Genomic DNA, 1,777 nt, shown 5'->3' with positions numbered 1-1,777 from the left:
CGACAGCAGCACGGCGGCGCCGACGCCGGTCCACACCGGCGGGAGCTTCTCCCGGCGGCCGGTCTTGACCAGGTAGGCGATGAGGATGCAGACGACCAGACTGGCTTCGAGTCCTTCGCGCAGGCCGATCAGATAGTTGGCGAACACGCCGGCTCCCTGGGGGTGAGGAGGGTGGTACGGGCGAAACGGGCGGGAGGTCAGCCGAAGAGGGCCTGGCCCCACCACTCGCCGGGCTTGCGGACGCCCGCGGGGCAGGCGAAGTGCGCGGAACCGACGTGCTGGATGTACTCGTTCAGCTTGTCGGAGGCCGCGAGCCGCTGCTGCAGCGGGACGAACGCCTTGCGGGTGTCGCGCTGGTAGGCCAGGAAGAACAGGCCCGCGTCCAGCCGGCCGAGGCCGTCGGTGCCGTCGGTGAAGGAGAAGCCGCGGCGCAGGATCATCAGGCCGTCGTTGGACTCCGGGTGGGCCAGCCGGACATGGGCGTCGGCGGGCATCGCCTTGAGGTCCGGGGCGTCGTGCTCCTTGGTCCGCCCGTACGCGGCGCCCTCGCCCTTGGTGCGGCCGAAGACGTCCTCCTGCTCCTTGAGCGAGGTGCGGTCCCAGGTCTCGATGTGCATCCGGATCCGGCGGGCCACCAGGTAGGAGCCGCCGGTCATCCAGTCCGGGCCCTCGCCGGGGGCGGCCCAGACGTGCTCGGCGAGCTTCGCGGTGTCGGTGCCGGCGATGTTGTGGGTGCCGTCCTTGAACCCCATCATGTTGCGCGGGGTCTGCGCGTCCGGGGTGGTGGACGAGGTCTTGCCGAAACCCAGCTGCGACCAGCGGATGTTGACGGTGCCCATGCCGATCCGGGCCAGGTTGCGGATCGCGTGGACCGCCACCTGCGGGTCGTCGGCGCAGGCCTGGATGCACAGGTCGCCGCCGCTGCGCTGCGGGTCGAGGTTGTCGCCCTTGAACTTCGGGAGGTCGATCAGGGCCTCGGGCCTCCGGGCCTTGAGGCCGAAGCGGTCCGTGCCGTCCTTCTCGAACAGGCTCGGACCGAAGCCGATGGTGAGGGTGAGCCGGGAGGCCGGCAGGCCCAGGGCCTCGCCGGTGTCGTCCGGCGGTGCCTCCGGCAGACCGCTGGCGGCGCCGCTGCCGACCTCGCGGCCGCCGGTCATCGCGGCGGCGGCCTTGGTCCACTCCTTCAGCATCCGGACCAGCGAGTCGCGGGTGGCGGTCGACGAGACGTCGAACGCGGCGAAGTGCAGCCGGTCCTGGACCGGGGTGGCGATGCCCGACTGGTGGTCGCCGAAGAACGGGATGTCCGCGGTGGCGGCGGGCGCGGCCGGGGTGTCGTCGTCCTGGCGGGTCGCGGCGGCGACCGAGCCGACACCGGCGGCACCCAGCGCGACCCCGGCACCGGCCCAGCCGATGACGGCACGGCGGCTGACCGGGGCGCGGCCGGCCGACGCCTCTGCGGTGGCGTCGGCGGTGGCGGCCGACGTCGCGTTCTGCTGCTGGTTCTCGGCGTCCATGGGCGGGTGGACCCTTCTCTGTGCTGAACTCACGGATGCCGCGGCGGCCGCAGGGGCCGCCACGGCGGAGTACCGGATGTGGTGCGCGGTGCGGGGTCCGGTGCGCGCGCCGCGGACGGCCGCGCGCACCGGACCGCGGTGGTTACTTGACGACCACGGCGGCAGCGAGCTTGGAGAGGGGCTCGCCGAGGGAGTTGACGGCGTCGGAGAAGGTCTTGCGCTCGGTGTCGGTGACCTTGTCGTAGGAGGTGTAGCTGCCGTCG

General features: G+C 72.7%; 2 protein-coding genes and 1 pseudogene. All 3 read right to left on the bottom strand.

The features are described from left to right. On the bottom strand, positions 1-147 hold a 147-nt coding region (locus IF01_RS46560), incomplete at its 3' end, for an FTR1 family protein (RefSeq protein ID WP_208624409.1). 50 nt (positions 148-197) lie between these two features. Continuing rightward, positions 198-1,514, bottom strand: a complete 1,317-nt coding sequence (efeB, locus tag IF01_RS0140705) for an iron uptake transporter deferrochelatase/peroxidase subunit (RefSeq protein WP_030398669.1) — start codon at positions 1,512-1,514, stop codon at positions 198-200. Between the two features lie 142 nt (positions 1,515-1,656). Next, positions 1,657-1,777, bottom strand: a pseudogene (locus IF01_RS50765) (iron uptake system protein EfeO); the annotation flags it as partial.

The organism is Kitasatospora purpeofusca, assembly GCF_000718025.1.
Taxonomy (GTDB): domain Bacteria; phylum Actinomycetota; class Actinomycetes; order Streptomycetales; family Streptomycetaceae; genus Kitasatospora; species Kitasatospora purpeofusca.
This window is presented reverse-complemented; position numbering and strand designations above follow the sequence as displayed.

Bases quoted from the DNA above. Each gene is read 5' to 3' on its own strand.
- efeB (WP_030398669.1), bottom strand. From the start codon at position 1,514: ATGGACGCCGAGAACCAGCAGCAGAACGCGACGTCGGCCGCCACCGCC.